The 17,561-nt window shown below is 43.1% G+C and carries 13 protein-coding genes and 1 pseudogene; 3 read left to right on the top strand and 11 right to left on the bottom strand.

Going from position 1 to position 17,561, the window contains the following annotated elements; all coding sequences use genetic code 11:
- Positions 1 to 26: 26 nt before the first annotated feature.
- From FGT79_RS00310 to FGT79_RS00305, 3 genes and pseudogenes are all read right to left on the bottom strand, one after another.
- Positions 27 to 1,280: an MFS transporter gene (locus FGT79_RS00310; protein ID WP_138750806.1), complete on the bottom strand. Its 1,254-nt coding sequence runs from the start codon at positions 1,278 to 1,280 to the stop codon at positions 27 to 29.
- A gap of 123 nt (positions 1,281 to 1,403) precedes the next feature.
- Positions 1,404 to 1,691, bottom strand: coding sequence for a carboxylesterase family protein (locus FGT79_RS32450; protein ID WP_425464998.1), 288 nt, complete (start codon positions 1,689 to 1,691; stop codon positions 1,404 to 1,406).
- 48 nt (positions 1,692 to 1,739) lie between these two features.
- A pseudogene (locus FGT79_RS00305) lies at positions 1,740 to 2,714 on the bottom strand (carboxylesterase/lipase family protein); the annotation flags it as partial.
- A 150-nt stretch (positions 2,715 to 2,864) separates the two neighbouring features.
- On the opposite strand from FGT79_RS00305, the gene FGT79_RS00300 reads away from it, so the two are divergent.
- Positions 2,865 to 4,040 carry an AraC family transcriptional regulator gene (locus FGT79_RS00300; RefSeq protein WP_138750804.1) on the top strand — a complete coding sequence of 392 codons (1,176 nt, stop codon included), beginning with the start codon at positions 2,865 to 2,867 and terminating at the stop codon, positions 4,038 to 4,040.
- 1 nt (position 4,041) lies between these two features.
- On the opposite strand, the gene FGT79_RS00295 is transcribed toward FGT79_RS00300, so the two are convergent.
- Together FGT79_RS00295 and FGT79_RS00290 are read right to left on the bottom strand one after the other, a co-directional pair.
- Positions 4,042 to 4,824 (bottom strand): AraC family transcriptional regulator, encoded by a 783-nt coding sequence (locus tag FGT79_RS00295; RefSeq protein ID WP_138750803.1) that lies wholly within the window; start codon positions 4,822 to 4,824, stop codon positions 4,042 to 4,044.
- A 25-nt stretch (positions 4,825 to 4,849) separates the two neighbouring features.
- Positions 4,850 to 5,425: a LysE family translocator gene (locus FGT79_RS00290; RefSeq protein ID WP_138750802.1), complete on the bottom strand. Its 576-nt coding sequence runs from the start codon at positions 5,423 to 5,425 to the stop codon at positions 4,850 to 4,852.
- A gap of 372 nt (positions 5,426 to 5,797) precedes the next feature.
- Here FGT79_RS00290 and FGT79_RS00285 point away from each other — a divergent pair, with 372 nt between their 5' ends.
- Positions 5,798 to 6,850 (top strand): ketopantoate reductase family protein, encoded by a 1,053-nt coding sequence (locus FGT79_RS00285; protein WP_212758489.1) that lies wholly within the window; start codon positions 5,798 to 5,800, stop codon positions 6,848 to 6,850.
- Between the two features lie 121 nt (positions 6,851 to 6,971).
- Here the strand turns inward: FGT79_RS00285 and FGT79_RS00280 are convergent, their stop codons facing one another.
- Complete coding sequence (locus FGT79_RS00280) at positions 6,972 to 9,440, bottom strand: glycoside hydrolase family 3 N-terminal domain-containing protein (RefSeq protein WP_138750801.1); 2,469 nt, start codon at positions 9,438 to 9,440, stop codon at positions 6,972 to 6,974.
- 117 nt (positions 9,441 to 9,557) lie between these two features.
- Between FGT79_RS00280 and FGT79_RS00275 the strand changes: the two genes are divergently transcribed.
- Complete coding sequence (locus FGT79_RS00275) at positions 9,558 to 10,283, top strand: helix-turn-helix domain-containing protein (protein WP_138750800.1); 726 nt, start codon at positions 9,558 to 9,560, stop codon at positions 10,281 to 10,283.
- 107 nt (positions 10,284 to 10,390) lie between these two features.
- Here the strand turns inward: FGT79_RS00275 and FGT79_RS00270 are convergent, their stop codons facing one another.
- The 5 genes from FGT79_RS00270 to FGT79_RS00250 form a co-directional block, all read right to left on the bottom strand.
- The gene (locus FGT79_RS00270; RefSeq protein WP_138750799.1) at positions 10,391 to 11,392 is read right to left on the bottom strand and encodes a zinc-dependent alcohol dehydrogenase; all 1,002 of its coding nucleotides are present in this window, start codon (positions 11,390 to 11,392) and stop codon (positions 10,391 to 10,393) included.
- 213 nt (positions 11,393 to 11,605) lie between these two features.
- Positions 11,606 to 12,364: an SDR family oxidoreductase gene (locus FGT79_RS00265; RefSeq protein ID WP_138750798.1), complete on the bottom strand. Its 759-nt coding sequence runs from the start codon at positions 12,362 to 12,364 to the stop codon at positions 11,606 to 11,608.
- Between the two features lie 186 nt (positions 12,365 to 12,550).
- Complete coding sequence (gene uidA / locus FGT79_RS00260) at positions 12,551 to 14,356, bottom strand: beta-glucuronidase (RefSeq protein WP_138750797.1); 1,806 nt, start codon at positions 14,354 to 14,356, stop codon at positions 12,551 to 12,553.
- A gap of 166 nt (positions 14,357 to 14,522) precedes the next feature.
- Positions 14,523 to 16,067, bottom strand: coding sequence for an ABC transporter substrate-binding protein (locus tag FGT79_RS00255; protein ID WP_138750796.1), 1,545 nt, complete (start codon positions 16,065 to 16,067; stop codon positions 14,523 to 14,525).
- Between the two features lie 113 nt (positions 16,068 to 16,180).
- Positions 16,181 to 17,455, bottom strand: coding sequence for a glycoside hydrolase family 1 protein (locus tag FGT79_RS00250; protein ID WP_138750795.1), 1,275 nt, complete (start codon positions 17,453 to 17,455; stop codon positions 16,181 to 16,183).
- Positions 17,456 to 17,561: the final 106 nt, after the last annotated feature.

Raw genomic sequence — 17,561 nt, 5'->3', positions numbered from 1 at the left:
CATTTGTTTACTGAGTTTTTACTCCATCACTTTTGTTTGGGAGACATCTCCGGAATGGAGAATAAAGTAAAAATACTAATGAATGCCACTGCACCGAATACCAAATAAAAACCCGTCCAACCTGTTGTCGCTACGAGAAAAGGCGCGATAAACAATACAACCGGATTTGCTAGATTCGTAGGGATTCCGATGATGCCTAAATCCTTGCCTGCATTGTTTTTGTTCGGTAACAGCCTGATCATAAGAGCCGTATCAACAGAGAGGAATACCCCATATGCAATGCCTATCATCCCAAAAGAAACCAATACTAATGGGAACGAATGCGTAAATGCCTGAATGACAAGCGCGGCCGCCATGAATACTCCAGAAAAATAAACGAACGGTTTTTGTTTTCTTAGCTTATCCGATAATGTTCCTCCAAGTACTGTCGTTATGGAGATCGTCACCACTGTGATAACCCCAATCAAACCGACATAGCCTTGGACGGTCTCATCTGAAAATTTGAATTTTTGCAGCATCATGACCGTATTATAGGCGGATGTGGCAAACGCGAATCCGATTAGCAATCTGGTGAAGAGACCCCATGTGAATGCTGGATATTTTCGTGGACTAGGGTAGACAGCTGTGATCCTCTCTATGAAAGATCCCTTTATTTTCGCGGAATACACATACTCGACCTTACCTTCCTTAATCATGAGCACCTGTATGATAATGCCCACACAAGCTGCGACTCCAAGAATCGTCGTTTTTAACGTTAAAGCCGATGCTCCCATTAGCGTGGACATGAGCGCCAAAGCCGCTGTGGAGAAGATCAAACCTCCGAAACCGGTTATGCCGCCGTATGTTCCAAGGCGGGATTCGTCAATTTGATCAGCAGCCAGTACCGGATTTAAGGCAAAGTTAAATGAAAGCGCAGCGACGGAAAGACCCCAGAATACCGCAACCTGAATCGCATTGGTGGCATAGGCGGTTGGAATAATGGAAAGCGCTCCAACAAGGCCGCCTAATAAAATCCAGAGCCTTCTGCGTCCAAACCGCGAAACGGTACGGTCGCTTATATATCCGCAAAAGGGTCCGAAAAGGAGAGCGATGAGTCCGATAATACCGCTGATATATCCGAATAATTCGCCATAGTGCACCGGATCCAGCTCTTTTAGCTTAAAAGGAATAATTAATGTAGGCGCAATCACATTAACAGACAAAATAAAGGCTTGCCCTACCATATTGGCAGCAACAAGACGTTTAAATGGAGTAATAACCTGTCGATTAATAGTAGACATTTGTAATATAGATCCTCCTTTCAGGATGACGGGCTGAGTTTAACTTTGAAAACCGGCATCATCAGTAGCTGACGATACCGGCTGTATACGAGCAAGGTACGATAGATAATAGTCTACGCGCTTTTATTCCACATCTAACGTTAATACAAAGGGTTCTGCCAACGTACATAGTTTCCATTCCGGCAGCCCTGCACCATTAGCATTCCCTGTCTTCATGAAGTTGGTCCAGTATCCGACCATCCGATTGGATAATGCCTTGTCGTCGGCAGTCATCGGACGCCAATTGCGTGACAAGGTATGGAATACATACCAAGGCTCGCAGCCATGGTATGCGCCTTCATCATTACCAGGCAGCGGCCGCGTGAAATAGTAGACATAGCTAGGCTTTCTTCCGATTTCCTGCTGTTTCATGCTCCAACCGATACTACCCTTATATACATCAGCTTTGTCATCGTTTTCTAGCATCTCTGGAGTAACCCCTATGTCGTTGCGCGTGCTGCCCAGCATATAGTCAATGTCCATCGTAAGGCCTTGCTCAACAGAAGCATTGTAACCTGTTGGCACAATCCGGCCATCTATGACAGGAACGAACATAAGACTGCTTCCGTCCCCTTCGCGCAATACAGCCATCATAGCCCCAAGGCCGATTTCAAATATCTTCTCTGCTGGCAAAGCCCTTAGTTCTTCCAGACTAACAAGACCTGCTGCTTCGAAAATCGCTTTTCCCTGTTCTTCAGCGATGTCCTGGGTCCGATCACTATCGATCCCTGGCAAATACCCGCCGCTGCTCTGCATGATCGCGTGATGAACAAGCCCTTTCGTCATCGGGGATGACACCAAAGTCTGGACACTCCTCCCGCCTGCACTGCAGCCAAATATTGTCACATTCTCAGGATCTCCACCGAATGCTTCAATGTTTTCACGCACCCAATGCAGTGCCGCCAACTGATCCAAAATCCCGTAGTTGCCAGACATTCCGTCCTGTTCCTGACTGAGTTCTTGGCAGGAGAAGAAACCAAACACACTCAAACGGTAATTGAGCGATACCAATATGACTCCCTGCCGCCCATACTCCTCGCCGTCCACTTCCATCGAGGCGCCATGACCTTCGAAAAATCCACCACCGTGAATCCATACCGCAACTGGAAATCTTTCACCAGCTCCCTTTGCAGGAGTCCAAACATTCAGATATAGGCAATCTTCACTCATTGGCGGCTCGAAGTCTGGGGATGAATCCGGTGACTCCTTCGGTATTTGAATGCACCGGTTCCCCCATTTATCCGCATTCCTTACGCCTGCCCAGGAATCTGGCTCCTGAGGAGGGGCAAAGCGAAGAGCGCCTATTGGCGGTTTAGCGTACGGTATTCCTTTAAAAACCTCCACATCACCTTGCGTTACACCTTTTAGCACGCCATATTTAGTCTGTACGTTCATATTACCGATCCCTTTCATTCATCTTTCATGACTTTATTCATATGAGCCATTCTCTTTCTTCTTCATTATAGAAGGCGCTTACAGTTTCGTATTGCATATTGGTGATCTATATTTCATAATGGTGACATACTTCTACGAGGAGCGTTCGCAATGTATGACATGAAGAAATACTGTGAGTATTTGTATCATTTTTTACATTTTCCAGTTTATTTGTTTGCGGATAAGGAACTGATTGCTTGTTACCCTTCAGAGGATATCGTGCCGCCAGCTGCTTATTTGGATCAACTTTGGGAAGTAGAAATCAACGTAACCTACATCATTACACCGTTCTACACCTACTATGGTTGTGTGCGGATACAAAATAGCAGCTCCTGTATTGTCCTTGGACCGATCAGTGACTTGCCATATACGAGAGAGATATTGAATGGCATGCTTAAAGAGCATGCTATTGAACTATCCAAAGCAGATCCATTTTTTAGCTTTTTTTATAAAATACCTGCGGAAAATATAGATACGTTTATCAACTCGCTGTTGTTCATCAACTACACACTGAATCGTACGGAACTTATTAGGGAAGACATCGAGCATCCTGTAGATATTCAACTGTACCGTACCATTCAACAAAAATACGCGGAGATATCGGTTATGATCAAAGAGGAGGGAATATTTAACAATAACTATCTAATCGAGAAAGAGTTTTTTCGATTAATAGAAACCGGAAATATAGAGGGTTTAAAAAAATTTTCCGAGCAAGAATTGAATACGAATATGGGGATACATGCAGATAACAACTTACGAAACTTGAAAAATATGTTTATTATTACCGTTACTTTAACTGCTCGTGCTGCGATAAGAGGTGGACTTACACCAAGCATAGCTTATCAGCTTTCTGACAATTACATTCAACAAGTAGAACGATTGACCGATATGCATGCGATCGGTACTCTCTTTGCTCATGTCTATCTCGACTATGCCAATCGTACGGCTCATTCATTACTTCCACCTGATGCAGATCATGTGCTTCGCCAGGTCGTAACCTATGTTCGCGAGAACACCAATCGAAATGTGACCGTTATCGAGGTTGCCAGCCATGTAGGTTACAATCGTTCTTATCTCTCCCGAAAAATGAAAGCGGAGCTTGGTTTGGATTTAAGTACGTTCATAAGAAATTGCAAATTGGAAGAAGCAAAGGGTTTATTGGCACATTCCTCTAAAACCATTAGTGAAATTAGCAGCTTTCTCTGTTTTTCCAGCCAAAGTCACTTTCAAAAAGCGTTCAAGAATCTGTATGGAATAACGCCGCAAGCCTATCGCAGATCGACATAGATTACCTTTCATTTATATATGACATATATTCAAAAGCTGTTGTTCCGTATATGGCTTTGAAGTGCTTATTCAAATGAGTCAAATCCACGAATCCACATGCAGCTACCGCTATATAAATATCATTATATTTATCGATGAGCTGCTTGGCATGTTCGATCTTACAGTTAAGAAAGTATTGGTAAGGTGAAATCCCAGTATGTGTCTTGAAAAACCGAATAAATTGAAATTTGGATAGTTGAAGCTCTTTACAAAGCTCATCCAGATCAAGTACTCGTTCTAGGTTAGCATGAATCATTTCTTTTGCTTTTTTCAATAGCAGGTTATCTTTCTTTTCATCTTTAGAGAGATTGGTTTGATCCATGTTATCCGTGAGGGATAGAAGCAATTCACTGCACAATGCCTCATCTTTTCCACGTAATATGGCATCAGTAAGACGAAGTATTCCTTGTTCAAGGATACGATCATACACAATAGGCGTTTTGAAGCGTACGATATCTTTTCTCGCCATCGCATCTAGAAACAATTCCGGGTCTATATATAGCATGACATAATCAATGCCTTCTTTATTATGAGCCATTCCATCATGGGCCTGTTCTGGATTAAATAACATAATCCCATTCTCATAAGATAATTGTAAACTGCTATCCAAATGATAATGTTGAATGCCACGCAATGTCACACCTACAGCATATTCCTTGTGAGCGTGCTTTTTATATTTGAACTCAGTCAAACTGGCTGACAAAGCAGTAATGCCTGCCGCTTTTTTATAGACAAACTTGTCCACTCCAAACACCTCAGTATCCTATTGCTTACAACCATATTATGAGGGCAGCATAAGCTAAAAATAAGCTCATCGTTACATTCACAATCGTATCATGCTTCTGTAAAAATGTCTTGAATAATGCACCGAAAAGAACCCATGTAGTAAAGGCTGAAAACCCAATCAAAGATATTACTATTATACTTATCGTCATGGCATGGATTCCGTTATAGTGAGGCATAATAAAACTCGGAATAACTGTAACTGCAAACAGGATTACCTTTGGGTTTAAAAACTGCATAAGGAAGCCCGATATTAATATAGATTCTTGGTTTACAGCTGGATGAGTTATATCCTTTTTGTAAATTTGATAAATGAGATAAAACATATACATGCTTCCAATGATCTGCATCAGAATAACTATTTTCGGTATAATCGTGACAAGCAAATTGTTTAATGCCGCAGAAATAACAAGCAATAAAGCAAACCCAACGGTTGCTCCATACGTATATTTCATTGCCTCTTTTGCTCCCAAATGATACACGGTGGATAATATGACCATATTCGTAGGCCCTGGCGTAATGGTGGCAATCATACAATAAATCAAAAAAGATGTAACATCCATGAGAAGACTCCTTTCAAGCTCTTCTCATAGGCTACAACTTTACAGGAAAGGTCTATAGTACATTATTGCAGTTCACTTCCCATTCGATTCCAGCCACTAATTCATAACTCCCATCGAATCATGAACCTCAAATAAAACTTCGGATACGAAGTTACTTTCGCCTTTCTCCATCTATTGAACAAACTCTAGTTAAACTGTTGAATTCATAACATTCATAAAAGTATTGATTATTGCAGACTTCAACAATAGCAGATTATACTAGTACCACGCCATTAAATCAACACATGTTCATATTATGAAAATGAAGGATGCAGTCTATCACGCGAATGATCGTGTAACGATCTTTCAAAAAAATAAGGAGAGTATAAGATTATGACTACTCAGATAAACAGACCTAATATTCTAATTGTAGGTGCCGGGGCAGTGGGAGTACCTGTCGGGTACCATCTCAGCCTTTCCGACTCTGACATTACATTCCTTGTACGGGAAGGACGAAAGGCATTATTCCAGTCTCCTCAACAGCTATATTGTTATGATGACGCGACAGTAAAAAGTTTCACTGATTTCAATGTCATCGAGAATGTTTCTGAACTAGGAGATACGAAGTTCCAGTTTATCATCATCACACTTGATGGCCATACCAGTCGAACGATAGAAAGCATAGACATGCTGCGTAAGCTCGGCGAAATGGTTCGTGCTTCTGAAGCCATTGTCATTATGTGCGGTTCTGGGATTGGCCTTCGCGAGCATTATCTCTCAGTCATGCAGATTTCGGAACAACGCTTGCTCAGAGGCGTTTTTGGTATGTTAAGTCATCAAACGAACGCTGACTTGCCTATTCACGCTCCTACTGACCGTGACAAGCTAGCTAAGACAAGCGTATGTTACAAGCATCCTAAGAGCAGAGTTGGTTTTCAAATCGAAACGAACAACAAAACAGCAGCAAATCAATTTTCCCAAATTTACAGCCAATGCGAGGTATCCCGCTGTGGTCAACTTAGCCCTACGCTGTTTGACCTCTACTCCAGTATTGGTTTTCCTGTATACGCAGCGTGTGAAATTGCTGGCTGGAAAGACTTCTCAACGGTTGTGTCCAACAAGGAGATTTGGAGGATTGCCTGCCGTGCCCAAGGCGAGATAGCAGCGCTTCCGCAACACGGTTTGCTGGGCAAGATGATGGCCTTGTTCATGGGACCGCGTATGATGGCAAAAGTACACCTGAAAATGGAACGAGACATGATGCCGCTAGATTATCAGGCATTCAACCGCTTCCATCATGGCGGTAAGGTTCGTGCTCAGGACTTAGAATCAATGCGGAATTCCCTTGCTGAGGGGGAACGTCGCGGACACAAAATGTCTGCGTTGCAGGAATTACTCAAGCGTTTAGAAGTGCATGAAGCGGTCAGTCAAGCCAACCCAAGATGAAATTATGACAAGAACATCTTTCGTTAATATGAAAAAGCCACCTGTATAGGTGGCTCACACTCACAAAGCGTGCAGAAACAAGCTAGATACCCTTCCATGGACTTCCTATGGGTTTGGAAAATCATCCTCTAGCTACAACTACTTTGGATGAGAATGCTTTTCTTTCCACAATCATCTTGTCGCCAACGATTTCAAATGCACCATGCAATCGAATGTCCTGGGAAGAGGCGCCGATGAACAATTCCATTTTTCCAGGCTCCACAACCTGATCCATATTCAAGTCATGGAAGGCTAATTGCCTCATGTCCACCTCGCAAATTACCTCTTTCATTTCATCTACTTCCAAGCTTAACTTGGCAAATCCAACTAACTGCTTAACAGGTCTTACAATGCTGCTCATACTATCTCTGATATAGATCTGAACGATTTCGTCTCCTTGATGTTGCCCGTTATTTTTGACTTTAAAGCACATTTTTATGGATCCGTCAGAACGAACAGTTGCATCCAAACTTAGATCGCTATATTCAAACTTCGTGTAGCTTAGTCCATGTCCAAAAGGGTACATTGGCTTGTTCATGTCATGATCAATATATTCTGACCAATCATTTATCTCCACATAAAACGGCAGTCGGCTATGATACATAGGGATCTGGCCCTTATCCTTTAAGATTGTCACTGGCATCTTGCCGCTTGGGTTGCATACACCCGTAAGAATATTTACAATCGCCTGCGCCCCAGATTGAGCTGGAAGCCATGAGTACAATAATGCTTTACTTTTTTCATTTATCAGTGGCGAAGCTAGTGGTCTGCCGTCAATGATAATGGAAATGACAGGCTTACCTAACTTAAATGCCTCTTCCATCATTTCAATTTGTGATCTTTCCAGATCAATGTTGATATTGTCCTTATTCTCTCCTGCCGTTGCATCCGAGGCTGTCATACTTTCTCTTCCCCCGAGAACAGCTATGACGAGATCCGCCTGCTGGACGGCGTCTTTGACCTCATCAATACCGCCATCAATAACCGTGAGAATATCACAACCTTGGGCATACAAGATATTTTCCTTTCCAAGTGCCTCTTCCAGTACATTTTTTACCGATTTGCAATTCGGATAATAGGTTTCAACAAATTCTTCTGCTGTCGTATACTCTTTATTGGATTTAGTAGAACTGTTCCTCAAGCCTGCCAAAATCATCTCTTTCTGCTCCGGCGAAGGTTGATCTTCAAAAACAATCCCTCTCTTCTTTAACACATCTTTGTAATCTGTAATCATAGCAAAATAGGCCGTTTTAATAAAATTATCCTCTTCCGAACGGTCAAAGTCACCGCTGGTCGTACTAGCTGTTCCCACAGAGGAGTAGCCGCCAAACATATTTATTTTACTATCTGCATTAGGACCTATAAGAGCGATCTTCACATTCTTTTTCAATGGCAGAATCTGATCTTCATTTTTCACCAACACAATGGATTTCTCGGCAATTTCTTGTGATAGTTCACCGTACTCTCCATTATTTATTTCTTCAATAAAATCGCCTGTTTCGTAAGGATTTTCAAATAAGCCGAGCTTAAATTTAGTCTCAAGAACACGTCTAACTGAAAGATTAATATAGGCTTCTTCTATTTCCCCCAGTTCAACGGCCTCTACCAAATATTGAAAACATGTGTTATTCGGCTGCTCCACATCCATTCCAGCCTGAAGTGCCAATATTGCTGTTTCTTTCTTGTCTTTTGCTACCCTATACCGTGCTTGTGCATGGCTGATACTGCCATAATCCGCTACCACCAAGCCGTTAAATCCTAATTTATCTCTTAAAATGTCGGTAAGCAGCCACTTCGATGTAGAAACCGCCTGATCATTCAAAATACCATAGCTATTCATAATACCCAACACGCCAGATTCATGAATGGCTGCTTCAAACGGAAAACAATACGTGTCGAGCAGTTTTCTTTCGGCTATCTGCTGTTCTCCGCCGTTTCGTCCTCCTTCGGTATTTCCATATCCTACAAAATGTTTAGCCGCAGCCATTAGTTCATTATTGCCTTGAACTCCCTTAACGTAAGCTACTCCCATTTGGGCAACTAAATAAGGATCTTCTCCGTAGGTTTCACCGATTCTGCCCCATCGCGGGTCTCTTCCCAAATCAAACAGAGGCGAATGTACAGCCCGAATTCCGAAGGCCATGAGCTGCTTTTTAACGACATCCCCCATTTTATTGGCTAACTCTGGTTCCCATGTTGAAGCAACATTAAGTGATTGAGGAAAGGTCGTGGCACCTGGTATTTGAGCACCAGCAATTCCTTCGTTATGAACAAGCGCAGGAATCCCTAATCTTGTTTCTTCTACTAAGTATCTTTGTATGCTTTTTAATGTCTCCCTATCCTTATTATTATTGCCCGTCAATGAGACATTCAAATAACTTAAAGTGCCGATACCATCTGGTATGTTTTCTGTGAAACCATCTAGATTATCGGCTCCGCCTATCGCCAATGTACAATACAACTGAGCTACTTTTTCTTGCAGCGTCATTCTCCCAAGCAGGTCTTCGACTCTTTCAAGAGTAGGCTTACTAGCATCTTTATAATTCATCATGAGTTCCTCCAACAAAATGTAATGCTTACACTACTATTTTAAAATAATTATCGTCACCCCTCTTATACTATTGTTGTTTTTTAATACAAATTGTTTCGAAAATGATATAATTGAAACATGAAAAAAAATTTGGATTTATTAAAAGAGCATTCCATTCGTGCCGAATATGCCAGTGATTATTCAGAAAAAATTACGTTGCTTATGATAAACCTGCAAGATGCGCTTTTGACATTAAATCTCGAGGCGGTACGGCGGTTAGCCTCCAATGCGGAAGAGATTAAAGATATTAAACTCTTAGTTGAAGAAGAAGATGTAGATGTTCTAAAACTTTATATGGCTTCCTCGATCTCTTCTTTTGTCTCCATATCGATTCGGAATGGTTTACCCAAAGATGTGGCGGAAATTATGAAAAAGAACCTATTCAAGAAGATTGCGCGTTGTCATAAGAATATAGAGTTAACCAATTGCCATATTCAATTTGTAGAAGAGCTTATTGAAGCCATTAATCGGTATTCCATAAAGCGTTATTCTTCTATCGTGAAGATGGCGATTGAATATATTCATAACAACAAGTTTACATTTATCTATTCCAAGGATGTTGCTAACGCAACAAAAGTAAATCGAAGCTATCTCTCGAAAAAGTTCAGTGAAGAGGTTGGACAAACCATTACCGATTATATCCATCGAGCCAAAATGGAGCTAGCCATTGAATTAATGGGGAGCAATCTATACCACTACAATGAAATAGCCGAGCTATTGGGATACGCCAATTATCCTTACTTCAGCAAAGTATTTAAGAAACTTTACACCAAAGCTCCTCATGCTTACATGAGGGACATGTAGCGAGTTTGCTAAATACAATTGTTCTCAAGATTAGAATACTAATTATGCTTATCCAACAATATAAATAAGCTGCCGTAATGATCGGCAGCCTCTCTCCATCTATGAGTCTAATAGTTAATAACGACCTTCAACCCTGCTGAACTATTAGCCGCATCAGCAATTGCGGCTTCGAAACCATCTAGCTTATATTCATGGGTAACTAGATTATCTAGCTTATAAGGCGTCTTCTCCATAAACTCCAAGACATAATCGACATCCTCATAGCCCGCGCTGCCAATGATCAACTGGCTTCTAATTGTAATTTGTTGAAGATCAATACTTCGTGGCGTATGGTGTATTCCTATTACGACAAACTTCGCCCCGATTTTACCAAACTGTTGGAACTGCTGTGGAATTTGCTCAATACCTACAGCGTCTATAAAGATATCAACATCTGCCTTGTCTCCGAAAATCTCGGTTTTCATCCCAAAATATTCGGCTAGCTTATCGCCAAGGTTCTCATTAAATGAATTACAAACCTCAAAATCAAATTGCTTGAGCAGATTCAATCTGTAATCACTAATGTCTACAATTAAGACCTTTTCAACGCCTCTCGTTCTTAGACCGAACGCAGCGGCAACCCCTATCATGCCTGAACCAAACACCACTGCCGTCTGGCCTGGCTGTGGACTAGCTTGTTTCGCTCCAAAAAAGCCAACTGTGAATGGTTCGATCATAGCCGCAGTTTTATTAGAAATCTTGTCAGATACTTTATATAAATTATGATTCAATTGCGCATTCGGAATAAGGATCTTCTCTGAGAAGCCTCCGACCGTCGCCGCACGCATCATATCTCCTTTAGCAAATGTAGGATAAGGATACACGCGATCACCAACGTTGATATCGCTCACATTCGAACCCACTTCAATGACCTCGCTGACCATTTCATGACCAAATTCACTGTCTTTGAAGATGAGTACTTTCTCCCCTCCATGATTATAGGCCGCAATATCCGAACCACAAATACCGGAAACTAAATTGCGAATAATGACGTCATTGTTGTCAAGAACTGGATCTGGAATCTGTTGAATAACAACATCTCGAACACCCTTATAAATAGCTGCTTTCACGTTAGAGCACCTCCAAATGATTTGACTCTAATAATTTTCTTCATGAGTATATCAAGTACGTGAACGATAGAGATATCAAATATCGTAGCGCTTTTATCAGATTAGTGCTTTCCTACCATACCGCAGTATGAATAATCTCCCCTAGTCGCAACAATTAATCAACTGTCTACGACTAGGGGAGAGATCAGCTCGTTCTATCTTAATCATTCAATATTAATAAGCAGTCCAGCCTGCATCAGCCGTAACCGTAGTGCCGTTAACGAAGCTAGAATCATCCGAAGCCAAAAATAGAGCAACCTTTGCAATATCTTCTGGTTGGCCTAAACCAGGATTGATAGCCATTCCAATCGATGCGCGTTCAGCTCCAAAAGGATTCGGTGCAGTTAACGATGCGGCGATGTTCGTGTTTACGGCACCTGGCGCAATAGCATTACACCGAATGCCGAGCTTCGCATATTGGAAGCCGACGTTCTTCGTAAAGCCGACTACGGCATGCTTCGAAGCTGTATACGCCGCACCTGCCCGTGAACCGAACAAACCTCCGGCTGAAGCGATATTCACGATGACTCCTTGCTGCTTCTCTATGAAGATTGGAAGCACCATCCGGCTAGTTCGCATCGGTCCGGTCGTATTAACGGCGAATACCTTTTCCCAAAGCTCGTCCGTTAGTTCCCCTGCAGGGACGAAATTATCCATAATCCCAGCATTGTTAACCAATATATCTACCGTCCCGAACTTTTCTACAGCAGTGTTGATCAACTGCTGAACATCCGTTTCTATCGCGACATTAGTCGCCACCGCGGTTGCAATTCCGCCTTTCTCCGTAATCCCGTCTACCACTTTGCCCGCATTATCGACGTTGAGATCCGACACAACAACCTTAGCACCTTCTGAGGCGAAGAGCTCCGCAATCGCTTTTCCCATACCTGATCCTGCACCTGTGATCACTGCTACTTTTCCTGAAAGCTTCATTTAACTAACCTCCGTGTTTTGTAGTAAATCGACTAGTATGGTGATTCGAGTGTCTATATCCTTTGGCTGTACTGTAAGTATCGTTCTGAGAAATATAGAGAAAGTGTGGTGTAATGCAATACTCTCCCCTATACCAAGACACGCTGCGCTTTGTCAGTCCAAACTTCTGTTATTCTCAAGCCTGCTTTAATTCTTGCCTTTATATCCGAAGTCCGGAATAGCTTGCCATCTCCTGCGCAGCTCGTGAGCGGCTGCCTTCGGCTTACGTTCTCGCGTAAAGACACCTTTTTTATTTCCTTGTACCCTCACGACGCCTTGACTGGTTTGGAAGTCAGCAAAGTTCCATACATGTTCGCCGACGAAAGCCTCAAATTCATCGAACACCTCATGGTTTGCTCGCAAATATTCAACTTGGTATTCCTCCGTAAACATAACAGGATCTACATCATGCAGACCGGCAACCGTATCAGCGCCGTATTCTGTCATCATGATCGGTTTGCCTGGACAGCGCTCCAGCCAGCCATTCAGTTCCTGCCGCAGCACGGCCTTTGCCGTCTCAAAATCTCCTCCGAACACGTACCAGCCATAATAACGATTAAGACACAACACGTCGACGAATTCAGCTACTTTATCTTTATCTGGGGTTGCCATCATAATATTAACGATCGTAACGGGCCGTTTCTGCGGATCCAATTCTTTAGCCAATTCAACCAGCGGCCTGAAGTACTCCTCCGCCCCATCTTCCTCAGATGCCGGTTCATTGGCTATGCACCACATGACCACGCTTGGATGATTTTTGTCGCGTTCGATCATTTCCCGTACGACTTGCCGATGTGCCTCTTGCGTATTAATCGTCTCCCAAGTATTCCGCTTTGGTCCTGGCTTCGGTGTTATGGCAAAGCTAAGATGCATACCAACAGCCGGAGTCTCGTCAATAACAACGATTCCCTCTTTGTCCGCAAGTCGCATAATTTCTTCCGAATATGGGTAATGCGCCGTGCGGAACGAGTTGGCTCCGATCCACTTCATCAGGTTGAAATCCATGACGTTTGCAGCTTCATTAAGTCCTCTTCCGTTGATCGGGGTATCCTCATGTTTGCCGAAACCTTTGAAGTAGAACGGCTTATTATTGATTAGAAATTTCCCGTTCTTCACTTCTACCGTCCGTACGCCGAAGGGCTGCTCGTATGCGTCTACGACTTGTCCGTCTTGCAGCAATTCAACCTTCAATTGATAGAGATAAGATTTAAGCGGTTCCCACAGCTTAACGTTTTCAAGATGAATACTGCCGGAAGCACTCTGGTTTTCACCGACCGCCCGACCTGCCTGATCGACGCAAGTGACTTTTACTTCGGCCTGACCTTCAATTGATGCTTCATATTTAACCAATCCTGTCGACCCATTCAATTCGGTTACGATACTTACATCTCGAATGTAAGCCTTCATTGGGGTCGTATAAATCTTAACCGGTCTGTGAAGTCCGGCATAGTTGAAGAAGTCGAAGTAGGGGTTATTCTTGACGACCTTGCCTCTCCCTGGAACTTCCATTTCGCTGTAATCCCCCATCGGAAGTGTGGTTTCGTCTACAATATTGTTCACAGCAACCGTAAGCCGGTTTTTACCCGCTTGCAGAAAGGGGCTAATCTCAGCTTCGAAAGGAGTAAATCCGCCTATATGCTCGGCGATTAGCTTCCCGTTCAGATAAACCTTTGCTTTATGCGTTGCTGATCCGAACCTCAATACGATTCGCTCTGAGAATAGCAGGCTAGGAACGGTAAACTCTCTTTCATACCACACCCAGCCCACATGATTGCGAATATCGGCGTTAACCCCCGTATCGTTGAAAGAAGACGGAACAGACATACTGATCGCATCTGTCAGGTAACCGTTATACCATTCTTCTTGAAAGCCGTTCCCCGAATCCAGCTTAAAATTCCAAATACCGCATAAGTCTATGATGCTCCGAGTTTCGGTTACAATGGGATATAACATGCTTTTTCAAGCTCCTTTTGTTTATAGTTTTTGACTTAACTATTATGATAAGCAATCCGAATAAAGCTCTCTATCACTTTAGCGACATTCGGAATAACACTTTCAAGACTTATTACCCTAGCCACAAGAAAACCGGGTCTATAATCAGACCCGGCCATCTAAACATTTATTTATTTGCTGCTGCCCACGCATCGAGCTGCTTCTGTTTCTCAGCGATGACTTTCTCAATGCCTGCAGCTTTCAGCTTTGCATTAAATTCATCCAGCTTATCAGCCGGATCGATCGTTCCGGATTCAAGAATTTTCACATACTGGGTACCAACGTTATTGAGCGCCGTAATCTCGTTTTTAACCGGTTCTGTATTGAACAAGAAACCAAGCGCTTTCGATTTGACTGATTCAGCGTTCGATTTTTTCGTTAGCTCCCATTTATCCGCAGGTTCTGTTTTGTACGTGTAGGTAAGAGACGAGTTTGGTACTAACCAAGCTTGATTGGCATAACCAACTGTACTAATGTCGATACCAGCTGGGAAGTCAACACTTGTTTCCGTTGCCTTCACATAGTGCTTGCCTTCAATGCCCCACAACAGGAGATTGGCGATCGCCGGATCCGAGTACAACATGTTCAAGAACATCATCGTTCTTTCAGGATTGGAAGAGTTTACTGAAATGCCCCATAATGTCAATAGTGTTTCACTGGTAGTCGAATATGTGCTTTCTGCCAGCGGAGCAATGATCAATTCTTTTCCGGTTAGCCGAATCTCTCCTTCTAATGTTCCCGGTCTTTCTGCAACGAAATAAGCAAAGGTCTTGCCCGCTTTCAGCATATCCGAAGGATTGTTCTGGCTAGTCGCCGCATCTTTATTGATAAAGCCAGCTTTAAACCAGCGATGCATCGTATTCAAAGCATCCGAATACTCTTTCGTTTCGTATAAATTCTCGACTTTCAAGCCATTGTCGAAATTTGGTAAGACGCCGTAGCGCTCACCCAATCTGTCGTACCACGTATACTGATCGAAAGGTACGGACAAGCCCACGCCGAGCGGAGTGATAGTGGGCTCATTATCTTTGATTGTCTGGAAAACGGCATCCAGATCGTCCAATGACTTAATAGAAGTGACATCGATGTTATACTTTTCCACCAAGTCTTTCCTCATGGCGACTCCGGGAATACCGGTCGTAAATTCTTTGAAACCAGGAACGCCATACAGTTTTCCGTCTATCTTCGCGCTATTCAGGTACGCCGAATCAATTTGCGCGCTCAACTCTTGGCCGTACTTCTCTACCAAACTATCCAACTCGATATATTTACCTGTACTCACTTCTGAGTTGTACATGCTTGAAAGGGAAAGATACAAATCCAGCTTCTCGCCGCTAGAGCTCATCAAGTTTAATTGCTGCCCATACGCGCCTATGCTAATAGGAAGAAGTTTAACCGTAGCATTAATCTTTTCTTTAGTGATTTTGCTGATTTCATCTTGAACCAGTTGGACATCTGGCGATATTGCGCCAAGTACCGGCATAGCCATCGTAATTTCATACGAATCTTTCGTAGCATCATCCTTTGAATTGCCGGCATTTGCATTTGCTCCGGTTGGTTCTTTGGACGGTGATTCGTTTCCTTTATTATTGGAAGACGAACATGCGGTAAAAAGTCCCATTAACATAATTGTAACTAGCACCATACTGATAACCTTCGTTTTTTTTCTCATTGCGATCCCCCTGATCGTCTTATTGAAGTACAACTTCATCATAACGCCCTATTCGAATATAGACTAACGCTTTCACGACTTCTTGGATAACGCTTTCACGACTTGTATTTGCACTATTCTGCTAACGCGTTCGTTGCAGCAATCTTACCATAATGTGAAGCGCTTGGCTTAGGCAGACGTTCTTGTGTTGTACGATCTACAGCGATAAGCCCAAACCGCTTGGAGAAACCAAGCTGCCATTCAAAATTGTCCAGCAGCGACCAATGCATATAGCCTTTCACGGGAATCCCGTCAGTGATGCATGCGTGTATGCCTCTCAACGCACAATCAATATAAGCTACGCGTCTTTCGTCATCGTCCGTTGCCACACCGTTCTCGGTAATGAAAATCGGCTTGTCCAGATGTTTAGAAACGCACCGAATAACGGCTTCCAGTCCTTGTGGATAAAACTCGTTGCCCATTTGGGTCTTCTCGGCCTCTTCAGGGATTGGCACGAATCCATCGGGTCCGTAAACGGTACGAGTATAGTTCTGTAGGCCAAAGAAGTCGTCGTCTTCCATATAAGATTTGAATTGAAGGAACTCCTCGTTGAGCGCCTCCGCCGCGTTTTCTTCGCCTCCGGGCAAGCTTTGAATATCATATAGAGACATGGTAATCCCGATTTTGGTGTTTGGAGCTGCATTCCGAATGGCAGTTCTCGCTTCCACATGTGCCCGGAAAATAATCTCCAATCCCTTCTCTGAACGTGGACCTAGGAATGAATGCACCTCCTGGGGTGGAACGCCAAAAGCTGTGCTCAACTCCCGATTGTAGGTTTCCATACGCGCTAACATATCTGTGTTAATGCCGACTTGTGCGGCGCCTTGCGATTGGTGCTGTTTAATGATCTTGGCAATACCGATGGAGATGTTCGCCTCATTGATGGTGCAAGCATAAGGAATAAGTTCACCTAATTCAGACATGACCTTAGCGCAATAACGTGCAAATCGGGCAGGCGTTCCTGCCGATTCCCATCCTCCTAACCGGATGAGCCAAACGGGGGAAGTGAAGTGATGCAGCGTCACGATCGGCGTGATTTTATTCTCATGGCAGGCCTTTAGAACGTTCCGATAATGCTCAATAGCCGCATCATCATAAACGCCCTCCTCAGGCTCTAGCCTCGCCCACTCGATCGAAAATCGGTATGAATTCAATCCTAATTGGGCCATTAGGGCGATATCCTCACGATAACGCCGGAAGTGATCTACTGCATCTCCGGAACGCTCTCTGAACGCCGAGCCTTCTAAATTTTCCATCAACCAAAAATCAGAATGTACATTGTTGCCTTCTACTTGATGGGCAGCGGTTGATGCTCCCCACATGAAACCTTTAGGAAATTGAGACGGCATTGTAGTTCCCTCCTGTAGTGTCGATAATAAGTTCTTATTATCAATTTTATAAGTTCTACACGTTTTCAACTAACGTTTTGACGACTACTTCAATGTCGCTTTCCCG

The sequence above is a fragment of the Paenibacillus sinopodophylli genome (genome assembly GCF_005930355.1).
In the GTDB taxonomy this organism is placed as follows: domain Bacteria; phylum Bacillota; class Bacilli; order Paenibacillales; family Paenibacillaceae; genus Pristimantibacillus; species Pristimantibacillus sinopodophylli.
Note: the sequence above shows the minus strand (reverse complement) of the source record. Positions and strands in the feature narration are given on the sequence as shown.

What these genes read in the sequence shown, in the direction of transcription:
- FGT79_RS00310 (WP_138750806.1), bottom strand. Translation starts at nt 1,280, where the DNA reads ATGTCTACTATTAATCGACAGGTTATTACTCCATTTAAACGTCTTGTT.
- FGT79_RS32450 (WP_425464998.1), bottom strand. Translation starts at nt 1,691, where the DNA reads ATGAAACAGCAGGAAATCGGAAGAAAGCCTAGCTATGTCTACTATTTC.
- FGT79_RS00300 (WP_138750804.1), top strand. Translation starts at nt 2,865, where the DNA reads ATGTATGACATGAAGAAATACTGTGAGTATTTGTATCATTTTTTACAT.
- FGT79_RS00290 (WP_138750802.1), bottom strand. Translation starts at nt 5,425, where the DNA reads ATGGATGTTACATCTTTTTTGATTTATTGTATGATTGCCACCATTACG.
- FGT79_RS00285 (WP_212758489.1), top strand. Translation starts at nt 5,798, where the DNA reads ATGACTACTCAGATAAACAGACCTAATATTCTAATTGTAGGTGCCGGG.
- FGT79_RS00280 (WP_138750801.1), bottom strand. Translation starts at nt 9,440, where the DNA reads ATGATGAATTATAAAGATGCTAGTAAGCCTACTCTTGAAAGAGTCGAA.
- FGT79_RS00275 (WP_138750800.1), top strand. Translation starts at nt 9,558, where the DNA reads ATGAAAAAAAATTTGGATTTATTAAAAGAGCATTCCATTCGTGCCGAA.
- FGT79_RS00265 (WP_138750798.1), bottom strand. Translation starts at nt 12,364, where the DNA reads ATGAAGCTTTCAGGAAAAGTAGCAGTGATCACAGGTGCAGGATCAGGT.
- uidA (WP_138750797.1), bottom strand. Translation starts at nt 14,356, where the DNA reads ATGTTATATCCCATTGTAACCGAAACTCGGAGCATCATAGACTTATGC.
- FGT79_RS00255 (WP_138750796.1), bottom strand. Translation starts at nt 16,067, where the DNA reads ATGAGAAAAAAAACGAAGGTTATCAGTATGGTGCTAGTTACAATTATG.
- FGT79_RS00250 (WP_138750795.1), bottom strand. Translation starts at nt 17,455, where the DNA reads ATGCCGTCTCAATTTCCTAAAGGTTTCATGTGGGGAGCATCAACCGCT.